The following is a 17,327-nucleotide window of genomic DNA, read 5'->3' as shown; positions in this document are numbered from 1 at the left end:
CATCAATGGCTGGAACAGATAAACAAGGTGTGTCGCCCCGCAGGGGCGGCCGGCTCGGTCACCGGGCAAAGCGTGTCCTGCAGATGCTGGGCATGCTGGTGATTGCGATGATAGTGGCGCTGGGCATGGCCCACTGGGGTGTCAATCACCCAGGAGAGAGTACCGCGTTACGTGACTGGGTGCACAGCACCCGTTATGGCTGGCTGAGCTGGCGCCTGGCGCTATACGCCGTGCTGGCCTGGGGATTCTGGAAAATCTGGCATGCGCCGGGTTGCAAACCGGAATACCGACAACCCCTCAAGCGCATGGCCATCGCCTGCGCGGCATTTGCCCTGGCATGTGAATACAGCCTCTTTGGCGGAGGGCTGACCTTATGATGACCAACAGCTATCTGGAGTATTTCCTGACGCTGCTCGGCTGGCTGATTAACAACGGCCTGTGGGAGCTGCTGGTCAGTACGGGGCTGTTTGTGCTGCCGCTGCTGTTCAAGGTAGCGGCCATCTGGCTGAAGGTCCGGGAGGAAGGTGAGGATGAGGGCAACAAAGGGATGCTGTCCCTGCCGCGCATTGAGAACCTGCTCTACGGCGCGTTTTTCGTGATGCTTACCTGCTGCCTGCCGCTGATGAATGTCAGCCTGGATACCATCAAATATGACAGCAGCCGGGCGGCAACCTGCGGTACCTGGACACCCAAAAAGCCGGATGAAACCGGGTACGCCAATATCATGTCGAGCATGAACGGCCAAACGGCGAAGGTGCCGGTGTGGTGGTTGGTAGTACATAAGCTGTCGAAGGGGATCACCTCGGCGGCCGTGGCCACCATTCCGTGCCGGCCGGATCTGCGACAGGTCCGTTTTGAGGTCCAGCACAGTCGGGTCAACAACCCGGGTCTGGCGAAGGAGCTGCAGGACTTCACCAATGACTGCTACGCGCTGGCGCTGTATACCTGGCAGAACCGCGACCAGGGGCAGACGACGGACAAGGCCACGCTGCGTGATATCGAGTGGCTGGGGTCGAAGACCTTCCTGAACGGCGGGTACTACAACAATCTGCAGTCGAAAACGCCGCGTGCTAGCTTCCCGTGGAATGAAGCACGGGACAGTGGCCGGCCTAACACCGGACGGGGTGGGTATCCGACCTGCAATGAGTGGTGGTCAGCCGGTGAGACGGGCCTGGAGGCCAGAGTCGTGAAGCAGGTCGACCCGGGCGTGATGCTGCGAATGTCCGCTGCGCTGAAGATGATGGGGCAGCCGGATGCGGACTATAAAGAGGCGGTGGTGCGCCGCCTGGTCAGTCCGGATAACCTGACAGTCTCCCAGGACGGACGGGCGTATGCCGGCTATGGCGGTAACGCGGACTTTACCCTGGACAACTCGGTTAACCGTATTGCCTCGATGGGCGGGGCCGCACTGGGGAGCCTAGCGGCGTATCCGGCATTTGATGCGATGCGTCAGGCGTTGCCGATGGTGCAGGCGGTACTGTTGATGGCGGTGTACATCATGGTACCGCTCATCCTGGTCTTCGCAACCTATGAGTATAAGGCGGTGATCACGGTGACATTCGTGGTGTTTGCGCTGAACTTTTTGACCTTCTGGTGGGAGCTGGCGCGCTGGCTGGACAGTTGGCTGCTGGAAGCGTTATACGGCTCGGATACGCATAGCCGATGGAACGTGGCTGGTTTTCAGAACAGTTCTGACGACTTGATCATGAATCTGGTGATGGGGTGTATGTTTCTGGTTCTGCCTGCAGTGTGGCTTGGGGCATTATCATGGGCGGGCATTTCTGTAGGTCAGAGTTTAGGTACTGCTTTAGCTAATGGGACCGCAGATAGTAAAGCTGCAGGGGGGAAAGTTGGTGGTGCAGTAGCTGATACAATTGGCAGTAAAGGTGCCAATAACCTTGTCGGTAAATAGTGTAACCAGATTGACTACTGGGGTAGCGATTACCTCAGTAGTCATCACTGACCTTGTAATTACCAGCATACCATCCAGGGCCGAATTCTCCATCTGCCCTATATTCAGTTGGCGATTTGTAAGTGCTATCAGTATGCACAGATGAATCAGTTATTTTTTCCTTAGAAGAGAAAATGCTGCCAGCAAGTATTAACCCCCCGAGTAGAACAGCAGAGCTTGCGATAATAATGCCTCCAAATACAACTGCAGACATCATCGCTACTACAAGCATGCTCATCGGAATGTGACCAATCCAACATGGTAGCTTATGGCTACGTGCTTTAGCCACACAAATGGCATCCCACTTCAGAATCGTACCTTTAAGGCGCTTCCATAGGCTTGCCATGCTAACCCCGCGTTGATAAGCGTGGTGCTGCTTTGTTTCGTTCATCATCATTCCTTAACCAGATGATAGCCTGACCTCATCGTAGCTTAAATAACAATCAATTGCTATTTGCCTGGCTCCCCCTATGCTCAAACTATAGGGCAGGATCGTCTACCGGGGCGGGGTCAGTCCATACTTACAGTTCCAGTCAATACCAATTACTCAGTCCATTCAAATCCAAATCCTACTCATGTGGTTTACCGGTTTATTTAAATGTGGTTAGATAGCAGTCACTCGTAATCTAAGTACCTCGCCCTTGACATAATAACGTCATGTTATGACCATTTAATGGCATGAGCTTTACACACTTTAATCATCGCGAAGAGGCCACCTGAATGCCCATAAAACAAGTCCATAATTTTAGCGAGGCCCAAGACATTATAGGTGCCGGAAAAGTAAAGAAAATTGAATTAGCATTCGATATCAGTGCGGATGAATTCTTCAAAATTGCCAATTTATCAATCGTATATGGGGGAGGATTTCAAAACCCGAGCATTACTTTGTGATCACGCTAAAGAAACCTGACGCGAGTTAGGACCCTACACTACTTTCATTTCTTACCACATCTATCTCTTCATACGGTGAGGGGTAGATTTCATAATGGCAACATTACAACGGGTATTCAAACCGACGGAAAGAGCCGGATGAGCATCTCTGCGCCGGTAATAGCGAGAACTAAATGGAATAACGGGGGGGGGGGGGTACGGGGAGCTTATATAAGGCAGGCAACCAATAATTTCGATGAGCCAAGAGAATGATTCTCGACAGGCCAATAGAAAGAATCACCTGACTGAACTGGGGTGTGGCCGCATGCGGAAAATAGATCCTTGCTATAAGGGCACCAACCCAGTCTGATGGTCAGCTCTCTGCTAGAAACGGGTGTTAAAACCTCACGGCGTATTTTTAGCATGAGCGGGTCAGTGATCCTCCTTTTTTTCGTTCGGCAAAATAGTGCGCTGTTGTGCTGCCCATCACCTTCCTGAACATGGTTATAAAGGCGTTAACGGACTCATGCCCCAGTTTTTTGCCACATTTTGTAACCTCGTTTCCTCCCTGGCAACACTCATGCTGACCGGGTCTGTTACTCAGCAGCCTCTGTAGCAGCGTGATATTTCCCCTGTTACGCCGTCTGTTACCGTCAACCGTAATGTTCAGCCGGTCAGCCCGGAGCCTACGGGCAGGCCCGGAGGTGGTGCGTTACGACCGTTATTTATTGGTCAGCACTGACCCGGCGGCCGTTCAGCGTAATGCGCTCTCGCAAATCATCGATATCCGTATTCCGGCGTCAGTAAAACCGACGGTTGCTGATGCGCTGCGCCACCCGCATCGCATCGGGAGTCGTACCAGCGTGGGGCTGCATCTGGAGGGTCGGCTGGGGTGCTGCATAGATGTGCTGATCACGGTGACCGGCCTTCTGGCCAGTTTTTTATGAGTGCCGAGGATGGTCAGTCATTTGGAGGAACGTCTCCTTCCAACCTAATGGTGGCGAAGGACTAGTGAAGCGCAGGACATCATCGTAAGGCGAGGTCAAATTCTCTTGCCAAACACCGGCTTCAATAATGAAGTCGCGTTGATCCACGTCTATGGTGCCTGACGGTGAACTGCATATCCCGAGTTTAAGCCAGAGGCTGTGCGCTAGGTATCACTCAGCCAAAAGATAATACTCATATGATCATGTCAAAGGAGCGGATAAAAGTGTACTCTTATGAGTAACTTGCAGGGGATAACAGTTAACTCAACTGATATTGTCTTTGGATGAAGATGGAATGCTCTATGCCTAAACGTATAAAAAACAGTCGCTGGTCAGGTTACGACCCCCGCTACATCTATTCTCTCGTCGTCCGACGTTACTTTGTCGAGATGAAGACCAAAACTGAGATCGCTGAAGAACTTGAGATTTCGAGGTTTAAAGCGGCGCGTCTTATCGATGAGGCAATTAAGGAAGAGTATGTGAAGTTTCTCTTTCCAAAGCAGCAACTGCTTGACGAAGAGATCGCACTTAATCTCTGCGGAAAGTATGGTCTGCAGAAGGCAATCGTGCTTTCCGTGTCAGAATCCTGGTCCAATCAGGAAGAACTGAATGAGAAGCTGGGTGGTATCACTGCAAGTTATCTCAACAATAATCTCGCTGAGGGAATGAAGGTTGGTATTGCCTGGGGACGCGTTTTATCCAGCACAGTGAGTCAACTCACCAGCTTGCCGGCATTAGATGTTGTGCAGCTATCTGGTGTTCATCCGGGCATTGAATTTAGCCAGGGCCCGATCGACCTTATCCACAGACTGTCGACTATCTCTCAGGGCAAGGCACATCCTATGTATGTGCCGATGTGGGTGGATGATGAAAGCCTGGCCCAAAAACTGGCCAGTGATCCGGCTGTGGTGGATACCCAACAATATTATTCTCAGCTGGATGTTGTCATCACCGGTATTGGCGCCTGGAAAACAGGCTCATCCAGTTTGTGTGATATTTTTCCCGAGTCGTGGCAAAAAAATCTGTTTGAGAAAGATATCGCTGCTGATGTCTGCATAACGCTCGTCAACAGTAAAGGTGAGATCCTTGATAGCCCAATGAGCCGTCTAGGGTTTGGTATTTCCACTGAGCAATTGCGTAACACGAAAACCGTGATTGGCGTGGCGGGAGGGGAGCAGAAATATGAAGGCATAGTCGCTTCTCTGAAGTCAGGCCTTCTTGATGTGCTAATCACAGATTTCGATACGGCTGTGAAGCTTGTCAATTCCTGATAGATATAAATCCCCGAACCCCAGAAATATTGGGCGCTGCCCGCGCCCTTGATCACCTTCCTCTCAGGTATGCATAACGCACCGTCATCAATAATTCAGCATTAAACAGAATGGCTAACGGCAGAGCATGACCAAATTCGCTGGCATGGGTCAGTCCATATCCAAAAAATCTTCATTTAATCTCTCATCTCTCTGATTTTTGGAGATATATACACTTTAACTTTCCAGGTGGCATGAGTGTTTTAATAGATGACACTTCCTTTTTTTCTCACATGAGCGTTTATTTTATTGCACCTTTGAATTTATTTTGTGATCAACCTATAACTTTTCCATGTTTTCAGTTTGCGGGAAAAATTGGCGTGCTATAACTGCTCATATGATTTGTTTTATTGCTCATAAGAGCATTGATGAAGTGAGGTGAAGAGGTGAGTACAGTGACTATCAATGTTGCAGATGGTGCAGCATTCAAAAATTACGACGAGGTGCTGCAGCACATCCATAAAAAGCTGTATTCAGAAGGGATAGTGAAAGAGACCTATCTGGCAGCACTGCGCGAACGCGAAGCCATGTATCCAACCGGTATTTTGCTTGATGGTTATTCTGTGGCGATCCCACATTGCGACAGCAACCAGGCCAACAGCCCGTCGATTTATATTATTCGCTTACCTGAACCGGTTCAGGTTGATCAGGCTGATGGCGACGATAAATTGTGGGTCAAACTCATTATCAATTTGGTCGTGACCGATCCGGCTAATCAGTTGCAACTGCTGAAGGCCCTGTTTAGTCATCTTCAAATGGAAGACTTTTATCAAAATTTACTTGAGCTTCCTTCCGAGAAAGCGCAGGCACTTTTTATTTCCACCGTCATGCAATAAGAGTTCAGGAGCATAATGATGATTAATATCCTCGTAGCCTGCGGGAGCGGTGTCGCAACGTCAACTATCGCTGCTGATGAAGTGAAATCCGTGTGTACAGAATATGGCATTACTCAGTTCAAAATAAATAAATGCAGCATGTCAGAACTTCCTTCTGAGTTACAGAATGCTGATGTGGTTTTAACCACGAATAACTACAAAGGTGATATCGGCAAACCGCATATGAGTGTGGCCGGGTTTATCACCGGGATTAATGAAGCTGTGTTACGAAAAAAACTAGGGGATTTATTAACAGAGCTGGCTAAAAACTAATAAGAAAACACAGGGGATGACAAGATGGACATGTTAAAAAACATAATGCTAACGATAACAAGCATGGGGGCAACGGCAATCCTGCCACTTGTCATCTTCATTTTGGGTTTGGTTTTCCGCATGAAAGTCGGTGCTGCCATTAAGTCTGGTATCACCGTGGGTATCGGTTTCATTGGTTTAGGTTTGGTTGTTAATCTGTTGAGTACATCCCTGCAGCCGGCGATTGACTACTATTCAAAGCTTGGAAGCGGATTCACCGTGGCTGATATCGGATGGCCAGCGGTGGGCGCGGCTGCATGGGTGGCACCCTTTGCCGCTTTAGTTGTTCCAGTGGGTATTATTCTTAATTTGCTACTTGTTCGTCTTAAATTAACCAAAACGCTGAACGTTGATATCTGGAATTATATGCACTTCCTGGTTCCCGGCGCGCTGGCCTATTTCGTGTTTGACAGCTTCTTTATCGGTTTTGGCGTGGCAGTCGCACTTAGCGTTATCGCTCTGTTTATTGGCGATTTAATTGCTCCCCGTTGGCAGAAATATTATGGCCTGGAAGGGACGACCTGTACCACCATGATCCATATAGGCTGGACATTACCTTTTGCACTGCTGGTCAATAAAATTATCGACCTGATCCCCGGCCTGAACAAGCTCGACGTTGATTTGGAGAGCGTACAGAAACGTCTGGGTGTGTTTGGTGAACCCGCTATCATCGGTGTCATTGTAGGTTGTCTGCTTGGACTGCTGACGAAACAGCCTGTGACCACTATTGTCCCGATGGCAATGGGGGTGGCTGCGGTAATGGTGCTCCTGCCTAAAGTGGTGGGTGTCCTGATGGAAGGACTGTCTCCAATTGGGAAAAGTGCCAAAGAGATTATGCAAAAGCAGATGGGTAAAGACGCCGAACTGAACATCGGTATGGACTGTGCACTGGCACTGGGCGACCCAGCGACCATCACCGTCACCGTTATCACCATTCCGTTGACCATGCTTTGCGCACTGATTTTACCGGGGATCATGATTTTCCCAATCGGCGTTCTGATGTCAATCATCTATATGACAACCATGACCGTAATGGCCAGCAACGGGAACGTCATCCGCTCAATTATTTCAACCTTACTGTTCAGTATTGTCGTGATGTATTTAGGAGGGTATGTGGCTCCGGGTGCAACCCAATTCCTGCATGGCGCAGGCGTCGGCTTGCAGGGGCAGGGTACTGACTTTGTACTGACTGGCCCGTGGGAAGTATTGACGTATTGGTTGAGCACTGTATTCCATTGATTTTAAAAATGAGGTTTGCTTACCATGGCACAGATTTTACCATCAATTTTTGGCGCGAATATCTTAAGTCTGCAAGATGAGCTCCGTTTTTTAGAAGAAGAGAACACTGAAATATTGCATGTTGATTTAATGGATGGAACCTTCGTAAATAATATTGCCTTTGGGCCGAATCAAATTTCTGCAATGAAAAAAGCCAGCAAAATGACTTTCGACGTACACATGATGCTGGCTAATCCTGAAAGACATATTGATGATGTTATCAATACTGGCGCAGAAATGATCTCAGTGCATTATGAATCAACGCCGCATGTGCATTTTATTTTACAGAAAATAAAAAAGGCCGGGCGAAAAGCCGGTGTGGTCATCAATCCGGGTACGCCTGAAAGTGTTCTGGAATATTTGTTGGACGATATTGATTACATCCTGATTATGACCATTAACCCGGGGCAACCCGGGCAGACTTTCATCGAGAAAAGCCTCGAGAAAATCAGGAAAACCAGAGAAATGATTGCTGGCCGACACATTCAAATTGAAGTCGACGGTGGCGTTAATCTGGAAATAGCGGAAAAAGTACAGGAGGCGGGTGCTGATTTAATTGTTGTCGGTGGCGCATTATTTAATGACAACCCTAAAGCAAGCTATCAGGCATTAAAGTCTGTCATGCATTAAGTATCCAACATACATTCACGCGCTCTTAATTGAGCGCGTAATCATTATGTAGACCGCAGACGTGGGGGATTCCTCTCACGTTAAGTACAAAGATTCAGGAGAACAACCGATGAGTCATTTTGAAGGTAAAGTTGCGCTAATTACCGGTGGTGCGCATGGGATTGGTAAAGGAATTGCAAAACAATTCGCCGAACGCGGTGCGCATACCGTCATTGTCGATTATAACGAGGCTAATGGCATCAAAACTGCGCAAGAACTGACCTTTGGCAATGTTAAATCGCTCTTTGTCAAAACGGACGTCTCTGATCCGCAGGCACTGGCTGAAGTGCGCAGAAAAGTTATCGAAACTTATGGCCGTATCGACATTCTGGTTTTGAACGCAGGTGTCGCTTTTGCCAATAAAGTCAAAGACATTACTTTCGAAGAGTGGAACAAAACACTCTCAATCAACCTGACGGGTTTATTCAATACGGTCAAAGCATTTTACGATGACTTCTTAACTAACCAGGGTTCAATCGTTTACATCTCCTCCGGTTCTGCGCTGTCAGGTACTGGCGGGGGGGTGAGCTATCCGGCCAGTAAAGCGGGGGGGGAAGGTCTTATTCGTGGTCTGGCGAAGGAGTTGGGTCCAAAAGGTGTTAACGTCAACGCTATCGCGCCGCGTCTTATCGACACCGGCGAAATGATGCGTGTTAATTACCCGACGCAGGCAGATTTAGACGCAGTACTGGAGAAAATTCCGGTCCGTCGTCTGGGCACAATCGATGATGTCGCAAACCTGGCCATCTTCCTTGCTGATAAGTCAAATTCTTACATCCAGGGACAGACGATCCTCATGGATGGTGGCCGTACAATTGCCTGACCGGAGGAAAAGAAAATGGGTGTTCAAGAAAATACTGTCAGTATTCTCAGGGAACTAGAACAAAACGCGCTCAATATCGACAATGATCAGGCGCAGCATTTTATCGGGCAGATCCGTAATGCGAAGCATATTTTCCTGCAAGGTGCAGGGCGCAGCGGTATTGCCATCCGCGCGTTCGCTAACCGTTTATTGCATTTAGGCTTCTCGGTCAGCGTAGTTGGGGAAATTTCATCACCTCATACGAAAGCGGGTGATTTGTTAATTATTGGTTCAGGCAGTGGCGAAACAGGCAGTCTCAAGAGCCTTGCGCAGAAAGCTGTTGAGTGTGGTGTCGACGTGGCGCTGGTCACCATGAAGAAAGACTCTGCGATTGGCCAGTTGGCCAACTGCGTGCTGGTATTACCGGGAACTGTCAAAACTGAAAACGATCGCACTCCGGGCCAGTTTTCGCAGCCAATGGGTTCCTCTTTCGAGCAACTCTGCTTTATCACCTACGATGCCATCGTGCTGGAACTCATGGACCAACTGCGTGAAACCAGTGAAACCATGTTTAAACGACACGCTGATTTTGAGTAATGACACTGAGCGCTTCGCCGGAAGCGCTCATTCGCTTATAACATCATATCATTAAAAAGTGGGCAAATTACCCAGGTTATCGCGTTTGGTATCATTAGGATCGGTCGTGAGATAAATCCCATCAATAACATGAACCATTGCCCCATAAACCCACTTGTCATTCACGTAGTTAATTGTTTGAAAGCTTGTCTTACCGGCATTTATCAACTCAGCGACAAACTGACGCGAGTTAATTGATGCGTCCTTCTCACCATTACCGGCTTTGATGATTTTAACGTACTGAATGTGTCGCCCTGCATTGTCTCTGCGTATACCCGAGATGTAAAAGTCTGCCATTTCTCTTGCCCCTCCCATATAACCACTTTGCACAACTTAATATCTGTCCTGTTGCAAATATACCAATGACAGATTGCACAATTTTTCCACTCATTTTGCGCCAGCGCTCAGAGCCTGTATGCGGGGTAACTCACTTGATGCAATTTGTTTGGGTCTTCTGCAGGAGGGCAACTATAACGTTAATCAAATGCTGAAACAAAAACGGCCAGCTTAGCTGGCCGTTGGATGCGTTCTGTTCGGAATGAGTGCCCTAAGCCTGGGCTTCAGCATGCTCCCATGCGGCTTTGCGAAGATCTGCGGGTTTAAGGTCGCGTGCAGGAATGATCACACCATCGCATTTACCCTGTCGGAACACCGTAATGGTATCTGCCACGTCCAGCAATTCCTCTTCCTCACTCGATACCACGATGACGCAGCAGCCTTTATCTGCCAACTGATGGATGATGCGATAAATATCCGCTTTTGCCCCAATGTCGACGCCTTTGGTCGGCTCATCCAGCAATACCAGATTGGCGTTTTGCGCAATGACCCTGGCGAGCAGAACTTTTTGCTGATTGCCGCCGGAAAGCGATTTAATCGGTCCGCTCAGCGTTCCCAGCGTATTCATCTTGCTCAGCAACTCAGCGGCGGCCTGCCGCGCAGCGCTGTGACTGACAAATCCGCCAGAACGGAATTTTTTCAGAACCGGCAGCATGGCGTTGGCATAGCTCGACATCTGAGGAATGAAGCCATCTTTTTTACGTTCTTCTGTCAGGTAAGCAATCCCCTTATCAATGGCTTTTGCCGGTGAAGAAGGATGGTATTCTTTGTGACCCAGCCGGATGTCACCACCGGTAACGGTTTCCAACCCAAACAGCGTCTGGCACAAGCGCGTTCGGCCTGCGCCGGCCAGCCCGTATATACCCAAAATTTCCCCGCGATATGCCTCAAGGTTGATGCCTTTCAGGCGATCAGTCTGCAGGTTTGTGACCGAGAGCCAGGGTTTGCCCATCGCGCCGCGGATCAGACTACGGCTGTTAGACGGCGCCTGATAAGCATTTGCGTCGCCCACAATAGCGTCAATGATGGCGCTTTTGCTCAGCGTCTTTTTGCCTTCGTTGTAAATCACCCGGCCGCCGCACATGACGGTCGCTTCATCACAAACACCCAACACTTCATCTAATTTATGAGAAACCAGCACCACGCCAATCTGCTTTTCGCGTGCAATACGTTGTACTGCCTGCAGCAGTTCTTCTGCCTGTGCACCTTCCAGCGCGGTCGTCGGTTCATCGAGGAAAAGAAAACGGGCGTCGCGATCAAGGTTAGAAACCACTTCCAGCATCTGCTTTTCAGGATGTGACAGATTTTTGACCAGCGCGGTAGCGCTGAAACTCAGATGGTAATCATTTAGTACTTTCTCGGTATGCGCGATCATACTTGCATCATCTATAAAGCCACTGCCTTTACGACATTCACGTCCGAGAAAAAGGTTTTGCCAGACGCTCATGCCGGGAATGAGACGGAGTTCCTGATACACACAAGCAATACCTTTGTTGAGTGCATCCCGTGGCGAAGCAAGGTGCACCGGCGTTTCGCCGATCATCAGCTCTCCACTATCCTGCGTGTTAACGCCCGCCAGGATTTTCAGTAGCGTTGATTTACCCGCCCCATTATGGCCAAAGAGGCCGTGGATCTCGCCAGGCTTTACGCTGAAATCCACACCGTGGAGAACCTGCACACCCGAAAAACCGATTTTGACCTGCTTCGCCACATAATTCATCATTCTTCGCCTTTCACTTAAGTCAGTATGCTGAACCCATTACCGATGCTGCGTTGTCTTTGGTGACCAGCAGCGGTGGGTTGTTGATCATGGCTGGAACCTGTTCACCGTTCAGACTCTTCTTGGCATTTTCAACCAGCAACTGAGCCAGTTTAACCGGCTCCTGAATCGCACCGGCTTTCAATATGCTGTTGTTCTGAACGGCTTTGACGCCTTCTTTATCCACAAACGCATACAGCTTCACTTTGTCACTGACCCCCAGTTGCTGGATTGCCGCCAGTGACCCGAGCGCGGAAGGTTCGGTGTCTGAGTACACGACGTTAATTTCTGGCCTGCCCTGCAGCATTTCAGTGGTGACTTTCAGGGAGGTTGTTTCTTCTACTTTGCCATTGACCAGCGCGACGAACTTAATGTTTTTGTTGGATGCCACGGCTTCCCTGAAGCCTTCATCACGTGCGTTTGCGGCAATGGATGTTGGCTCTCCCACGATACCTACTGTCGCCGTGCCATTTTCACCAATGTCTTTCAACAGCTGCTGGCCAATGAGCTTGCCGCCTTCACGCTGATCGGTCTGAACACCTTGAATCAACGTGACGTTTTGCTGCTTCATCCCCTCGGTATCCGGAAGGATGTTGATGGCAAACGCCGGAATTTTTGCCTGATTAAGCTGGTTTATGATCGACACGCACGGGCCCGAGGAGACGCAGTTCACTGCGACCGCATCCACCTTCTGTTCAATGAAGTTCTGCACCTGCGAAAGTTGCTTGGCGTCGTCATTATCAGCAATCGAAATTTTTACGTTCAAGCCCTGTTCCGCTGCATTGTCTTCAAAGCTTTTTTTCATGGCAACGTAATAAGGGTTGGTGAGGTTCGGCAGCGTAACGCCCAATGTTTTTTTGCCGGCACCCACGGTGCTTTCAGTATCCTCACGGTTACAGCCGGCGAGCATGCAGGACAGTGCGACTATCGCTGCACCTGCGGTGATTGTGGTACGGAGTTTCATGTTTATCTCCTGGATATATGTAGGTCAGGGTTTAAGAAGCGTTATTGTTGTGTTTTGCGTGACTTCCTGACTTTGAGCCAGGGGATCACGATTTTTTTCGAGGTACGTAAGGTATCGAAGGTGACGCCGAACAGGATGATCAGGCCGATGACCAGCGGCTGCCAGTAGGCACTGACGTTCAGCACGTTCATCAGATTCGATATTGAGGCAATAAGCATGGCGCCAATCATCGCGCCGATAAGGCTGCCGGTGCCGCCAAATAGACTGACGCCACCGACCACCGCACCCGCTATTGAGAAGAACAGTTCGTCACCACGGCCCGCCGTCGGATAGCCTGTCATCAGACGCGATCCATAAATCAGGCCGCCGCATGCCGCACAAAGCCCGGAAATGGCATACACCAACAGGGTGATGCGTGGAATGCTGATCCCCGATAAGCGTGCAGCATCTGCGTTACCGCCTACCGCATAGATGTGAGTCCCGGTGATGGTGCGGCGCAGGAAGATGACACCAATAACAATGGCCAGCAGCAGCGCTATGACAGGGAACGGAATACCCAGCGGTTTTGACTGACCGATGAGGCTGTAACCAATTTGCGTCACGCGTATCGATTCGGCGCCGGTGATAATTTGTGGTATGGATGCCGCAACCCCCATCATCGCAAAAGTGACAATGAATGGCGGCACGCCGGTGCGTTCGATTATCAGACCATTTACCAGCCCACTCAGCGCACCCACCGCCAAAACGATGGGTACGGCAAGCTGCCACGGAATGCCAAATTTCTCCATCAGCAAAGCTGCAACCACGCAGGTCATCGCCACGATGGAGCCGCAGGAGAGGTCGATACCCCCGGTCAGCAGGACAAAGGATTGTCCCAGGCAAAGGAAGCCGATGACCGCGCCGTTCAGAAGCAACACCATCATGTTCGAAACAGTCAGGAAGTTAGGCGTGGCGATAAACCCGCCCAGCATGACCAGTAAGAAAACAACGGCGATACCCGCTTCTGCAGGGACTTTGAGCGGCTGCTTAGGCGGTTTGATTTTTGCAGGGGTAGTTATTGAACTCATTGCAGCTCTCCTGATAATGCATTGGCATAGGTAACGTAAGCGTCCAGGACATGGCGCGCATCTTGTTGTGGCTCGGCCACTTTCTCAAGCGGCACACTCCAGCGATCGGCCATTTCAATATTTGTGCATCCCAGCACGGCAGCAGCAGCCTGAATGGCTGCACCCGCGGCTGCCGTTTCACCCACCGGAGAAATCCAAACGGGCTTGCCCGTCAGGTCAGCCAGAATCTGACGATAGGCTCGTGACTTTGCGCCGCCGCCGGTGACAACAATGCGACCGTCGTCAGTGAAGCCATGTTGTTTCAGTACCAGACCGCCCGCCAGAAGGCCGCACAGTACGCCTTCCACGGTGGCGCGAGCCATATCCTGCATCGTTGTGGTGGTACGTAATCCGCGCATGTGTCCCGTGGCGTCAGGAAGGTTGGGGGTGCGCTCGCCGTCCAGCCACGGAACAAGCTGAAGACCGTTGGCGCCGGGTGGCGAACTCAGCGCGAGCTCGTCGAATTCGTCAGGGGTAACGCGCAGCATTTTGCGAAATGTATCGGTGACTTTGGCGGAGTTCAGTGTAGTAATCATGGGGATAAAGCGATCGGCCGCATCGGCATAACCGTTGATGGTGCCGGTGCTGTCGGTAATCCCTTTCCTGGTGATGCCATATAACGTACCGCTGGTCCCGATAGAGATACCGGTATCACCGGTTTTCAGGTTCATACCCAGTGCGGCAGACATGTTATCGCCGGTCCCGACACCCACGATTGCACCCGCCAGTTCCTCCAGCTCAGGCATCAACTTCACCACGCCTGCAGGTTGATGCGACGGGATGATAGTGGGCCAGCGGGAAATCCAGTCAATTTGACTGTTAACCACCGCTGCCAGCTGTGGTTCCCAGCTATTGGTGAAGGGGTTGAAGTAACCCGTACCGGATGCCCCGCCGCGCTCGCACACAAAGCTACCGCTCAGACGGTAAACCAGATAATCAAACGGCAGCATGATGCGGTGGGCTTTTTCCAGCAGCCCCGGATAATTTTGTTCTGTCCAGGCCAGTTTAGAAATGGTCATTGCTGGCCCCGGAACGGAGCCCGTCAGGCGTGCCCATTCTTCCGGAGCAATCTTCTCGCACAATTCACGCGCTTGCGGTGCAGACTCCGTGTCATTCCACAGCTTCGCAGGACGCAGCGGGCGATCGTGATTATCAAGCATGACGAGGCCGTGCCCCTGGCCACCGACAGCCAGACCTGCAATACGTGGCCACCATTGTTTTAATTCAGTGAGCGCGGAGACTAATGCATCCCACCAGGCTTGCGGATCCTGCTCGCTACACGGCGGTGTGGTCGGTGGATGCAACTTACGAGCCTGTGCGATCACCTTGCCATTTTCAAGACTACGCAGCATGACGGTACAAGACTGGGTGGAGGAATCTATACCCGCAACAAGGTCCTGTTTCATTGAACTACCTCTGAACTATCGTTAAGAAATGACAGAGCTGAAAGCGATAACTGAATGACAAGCAAACTGGGTTATGGTTTTAGATACTCAGTTTTGTGCTCATATGATCAGTTTTTTTTGCTCGTTTGTAAGATATAAACAATACCCACCGTAATAAATTCGTCAATTGTCGTGTTAAGGGAACGTTACGTAGCTCTCACTTTTAGTTTCACCTGGCAGCTCTGATGGTTTGTTCGTTTGAACAGTGAAATAACCTTGATTTTTTGCGGTCAGGTAGAAATTAGCTCTGAGCTTGATCTTCTGTATGGAGTTTAAGATTGTTTATTTTGGCAAGGGCAGTTATTTGAAGGGGTTTTATTTGCAAATAATCAAGTGAGATGAACGTGCTGGGGATGTGATACAGAAAGCTCATAATAAATGGTCTCAATGTTTAAGAGACGGTTAATAAAAGCAATTCCCCGCATACATTGGCAGTATGCCATGGTTTATCCGAAATCAAACGGCACTATGATAATAACCTCAGGGGGGATTGTTGAGTTAAATGAACTTTTCGCCTCAACCAGATCTTGTTTCCACATTTCTGATGTTACCGAGATATCCTGCGGCAAAAAATGCGTGGTGAGAATGCCTATCTGGCTATGAGAAATGACTGTGGACCGATCATTTCTATGGCTGTTTATGCAAATTAAAACAGGGTCCATTAGCTGAACCCTTTTTCAAAATTACCAATTAGTCACATCCTAAGGTTCATACCATCTGCTACTGGCGGCCCCTGACATAGGGTGGCACGAATTCCTCTCTGCATCTGTCCAAATAATCTGACCACCATTGCATCATCGCTTTACGGGCATCGAGATATTCTGCTTTATGGATGTAAGCCGCTCGAACGCTGTTACGCTCCTGGTGACTCATCTGCCGTTCAACCGCATCCTGCGCCCATAGGCCAGACTCCATCAGGGCACTACATGCCATTGCCCGAAATCCGTGGCCGCAGATTTCATCTTTTGTGTCATAGCCCATCAGGCGTAGCGCCTTATTGACCGTGTTTTCGCACATCGGTTTATACGGATTATGATCGCCGGGGAATATAAGTTCCTGATGTCCGGATATTTCCCGTATCTGTTTCAGAATAGCAATAGACTGACAGGAGAGTGGAACGATATGTGGAGTACGCATTTTTGCACCACGGCCAGAGTAGCGGACGCCGGGGATGGACTCGCGAGTGGCAGGAATGGTCCAGATTCTATTTTTGAAATCGATCTCAAACCAACGGGCGAAACGCAGTTCGCTGGAACGGATGAATAGGTGAAGGGTGAGTGAGACAGCCAGGCGGGTTAACTCTCGTCCTTGCTTGTAGTCCTCAATGCGTGCCAACAGTTCCGGTAGTCGCTCCAACTGAAGGGCGGGGTAATGACGTTTAACTGGCGGGGCGATGATACCCTCCAGATTTGCCGCGGGATTGTGCTCTATCAACTCCTGATGCACAGCATGACGCATTATGTTGCACATATGCTGCCGGGTACGTGCTGCGACTTCCAGCAGACCTTTTTTCTCAATGCTTTTCAGCAGGTCGATAAAGTGACGAGGTTTCAGTTCAGCTACCGGCAAGTGTCCAATCACAGGGAATATATGATTGTTCATGCTGGCAAGCAGGCGGGATGCGTGGTTCTCAGACCATGTTCGGTTGCTGTTATGCCACTCCAGTGCCACATGTTTGAAGGTTTTTTCTGGTGTGGAAGTGGTTCTTTCAGCAGAGCGCTGTTGTGCTGGATTGATATTTTGCGCGAGGAGTTTACGGATACCATCACGCTGTTGACGAGCATTAGCTAAAGACACGTCAGGGTAGGCGCCTAAGCCAAGGCGAGATTCTTTTCTATTGATACGATATTTGAGATACCAGAGACGTGAACCGCCTGGATTAACCAACAGGTACAGACCATGGGAATCGGAAATTTTGAAGGGTTTAGCGGATGGTTTTAAGTTGCGGATTTTTGTGTCGTTAAGAGACATTTGGGGGTCACTCCGTCATCGAACCAACATGACCCCAAATCTGACCACCAAATTCTC

General features: G+C 49.9%; 17 protein-coding genes and 2 pseudogenes. 11 read left to right on the top strand and 8 right to left on the bottom strand.

Annotated elements, in window-relative coordinates:
- Positions 1-5 precede the first annotated feature (5 nt).
- The gene (locus JK621_RS14715) at positions 6-377 is read left to right on the top strand and encodes a hypothetical protein (protein WP_212556635.1); all 372 of its coding nucleotides are present in this window, start codon (positions 6-8) and stop codon (positions 375-377) included.
- On the top strand, positions 374-1,912 hold the full coding sequence (locus JK621_RS14710) for a conjugal transfer protein TraG N-terminal domain-containing protein (protein ID WP_212556634.1): 1,539 nt from the start codon (positions 374-376) through the stop codon (positions 1,910-1,912). Before JK621_RS14715 ends, JK621_RS14710 begins: the two co-directional genes overlap by 4 nt.
- 34 nt (positions 1,913-1,946) lie before the next feature.
- Here JK621_RS14710 and JK621_RS14705 read toward each other — a convergent pair whose 3' ends face one another.
- The gene (locus tag JK621_RS14705; protein WP_249337075.1) at positions 1,947-2,348 is read right to left on the bottom strand and encodes a hypothetical protein; all 402 of its coding nucleotides are present in this window, start codon (positions 2,346-2,348) and stop codon (positions 1,947-1,949) included.
- Positions 2,349-2,671: 323 nt separating this feature from the next.
- Between JK621_RS14705 and JK621_RS14700 the strand changes: the two genes are divergently transcribed.
- Entirely contained in the window at positions 2,672-2,842 is a 171-nt protein-coding gene (locus tag JK621_RS14700) for a hypothetical protein (protein ID WP_249337074.1), read from the top strand.
- A 397-nt stretch (positions 2,843-3,239) separates the two neighbouring features.
- On the opposite strand, the pseudogene JK621_RS25400 reads toward JK621_RS14700, so the two are convergent.
- Positions 3,240-3,356, bottom strand: a pseudogene (locus JK621_RS25400) (AraC family transcriptional regulator); the annotation flags it as partial.
- 45 nt (positions 3,357-3,401) lie between these two features.
- Here JK621_RS25400 and JK621_RS14695 point away from each other — a divergent pair.
- The 8 genes and pseudogenes from JK621_RS14695 to hxlB all read left to right on the top strand — a co-directional run.
- Positions 3,402-3,731 (top strand): annotated as a pseudogene (locus tag JK621_RS14695) (pilus assembly protein PilL); the annotation flags it as partial.
- A gap of 378 nt (positions 3,732-4,109) precedes the next feature.
- Positions 4,110-5,078, top strand: coding sequence for a sugar-binding transcriptional regulator (locus tag JK621_RS14690; RefSeq protein WP_015697025.1), 969 nt, complete (start codon positions 4,110-4,112; stop codon positions 5,076-5,078).
- A 425-nt stretch (positions 5,079-5,503) separates the two neighbouring features.
- Entirely contained in the window at positions 5,504-5,953 is a 450-nt protein-coding gene (gatA, locus tag JK621_RS14685) for a PTS galactitol transporter subunit IIA (protein ID WP_212556633.1), read from the top strand.
- A gap of 18 nt (positions 5,954-5,971) precedes the next feature.
- Positions 5,972-6,265, top strand: a complete 294-nt coding sequence (locus JK621_RS14680; RefSeq protein WP_015697027.1) for a PTS sugar transporter subunit IIB — start codon at positions 5,972-5,974, stop codon at positions 6,263-6,265.
- Positions 6,266-6,289: 24 nt separating this feature from the next.
- Complete coding sequence (locus JK621_RS14675) at positions 6,290-7,543, top strand: PTS transporter subunit IIC (RefSeq protein ID WP_212556632.1); 1,254 nt, start codon at positions 6,290-6,292, stop codon at positions 7,541-7,543.
- A gap of 24 nt (positions 7,544-7,567) precedes the next feature.
- Complete coding sequence (gene rpe / locus JK621_RS14670) at positions 7,568-8,212, top strand: ribulose-phosphate 3-epimerase (protein ID WP_049089944.1); 645 nt, start codon at positions 7,568-7,570, stop codon at positions 8,210-8,212.
- 109 nt (positions 8,213-8,321) lie between these two features.
- Positions 8,322-9,074 (top strand): SDR family NAD(P)-dependent oxidoreductase, encoded by a 753-nt coding sequence (locus JK621_RS14665; protein WP_015697030.1) that lies wholly within the window; start codon positions 8,322-8,324, stop codon positions 9,072-9,074.
- A gap of 15 nt (positions 9,075-9,089) precedes the next feature.
- Entirely contained in the window at positions 9,090-9,650 is a 561-nt protein-coding gene (gene hxlB / locus JK621_RS14660) for a 6-phospho-3-hexuloisomerase (protein WP_049132112.1), read from the top strand.
- A 51-nt stretch (positions 9,651-9,701) separates the two neighbouring features.
- On the opposite strand, the gene JK621_RS14655 is transcribed toward hxlB, so the two are convergent.
- The 6 genes from JK621_RS14655 to JK621_RS14630 form a co-directional block, all read right to left on the bottom strand.
- Positions 9,702-9,986 carry a DUF3892 domain-containing protein gene (locus tag JK621_RS14655; protein WP_212556631.1) on the bottom strand — a complete coding sequence of 95 codons (285 nt, stop codon included), beginning with the start codon at positions 9,984-9,986 and terminating at the stop codon, positions 9,702-9,704.
- 250 nt (positions 9,987-10,236) lie between these two features.
- The gene (locus JK621_RS14650) at positions 10,237-11,745 is read right to left on the bottom strand and encodes a sugar ABC transporter ATP-binding protein (protein ID WP_020439335.1); all 1,509 of its coding nucleotides are present in this window, start codon (positions 11,743-11,745) and stop codon (positions 10,237-10,239) included.
- A 22-nt stretch (positions 11,746-11,767) separates the two neighbouring features.
- Positions 11,768-12,748, bottom strand: a complete 981-nt coding sequence (locus JK621_RS14645) for a substrate-binding domain-containing protein (RefSeq protein ID WP_212556630.1) — start codon at positions 12,746-12,748, stop codon at positions 11,768-11,770.
- Positions 12,749-12,789: 41 nt separating this feature from the next.
- Entirely contained in the window at positions 12,790-13,815 is a 1,026-nt protein-coding gene (locus JK621_RS14640; RefSeq protein ID WP_032693575.1) for an ABC transporter permease, read from the bottom strand.
- Positions 13,812-15,260: a xylulokinase gene (gene xylB / locus JK621_RS14635; protein WP_072351807.1), complete on the bottom strand. Its 1,449-nt coding sequence runs from the start codon at positions 15,258-15,260 to the stop codon at positions 13,812-13,814. The genes JK621_RS14640 and xylB overlap by 4 nt, the downstream gene beginning before the upstream one ends.
- Before the next feature lie 759 nt (positions 15,261-16,019).
- Positions 16,020-17,270, bottom strand: a complete 1,251-nt coding sequence (locus tag JK621_RS14630) for a tyrosine-type recombinase/integrase (RefSeq protein ID WP_049112341.1) — start codon at positions 17,268-17,270, stop codon at positions 16,020-16,022.
- Positions 17,271-17,327 lie beyond the last annotated feature (57 nt).

The organism is Serratia plymuthica, assembly GCF_018336935.1.
Taxonomy (GTDB): domain Bacteria; phylum Pseudomonadota; class Gammaproteobacteria; order Enterobacterales; family Enterobacteriaceae; genus Serratia; species Serratia plymuthica_B.
Note: the sequence above shows the minus strand (reverse complement) of the source record. Positions and strands in the feature narration are given on the sequence as shown.